Genomic DNA, 205 nt, shown 5'->3' on the forward strand with positions numbered 1-205 from the left:
GGGAATGCAGACGCACACCGAACTCCGCACAGTTCGCCCGCAGCGTCTCGAGCTGGGCCCGGGAGACCGGGTCCGCGATCGGCTTGTCGATGTCGAGGGTGGGGGTGTTGTGGTCCTCGGTGGCGATGGTGAGGTCGAGCCGCCGGACCTTGCGGCCGGCCTGCCGCAGGCCCTCGAAGGCCTGGGGGCTGGTCACCTCGTGCAG

At 70.7% G+C, this 205-nt stretch carries 1 protein-coding gene; it reads right to left on the reverse strand.

Annotated elements, in window-relative coordinates; all coding sequences use genetic code 11:
• Positions 1 to 205: aconitase family protein (locus IF09_RS41515; RefSeq protein ID WP_037637325.1), on the reverse strand; the 205-nt coding region annotated here is incomplete at both ends.

Source organism: Streptomyces katrae, assembly GCF_000717655.1.
In the GTDB taxonomy this organism is placed as follows: domain Bacteria; phylum Actinomycetota; class Actinomycetes; order Streptomycetales; family Streptomycetaceae; genus Streptomyces; species Streptomyces katrae_B.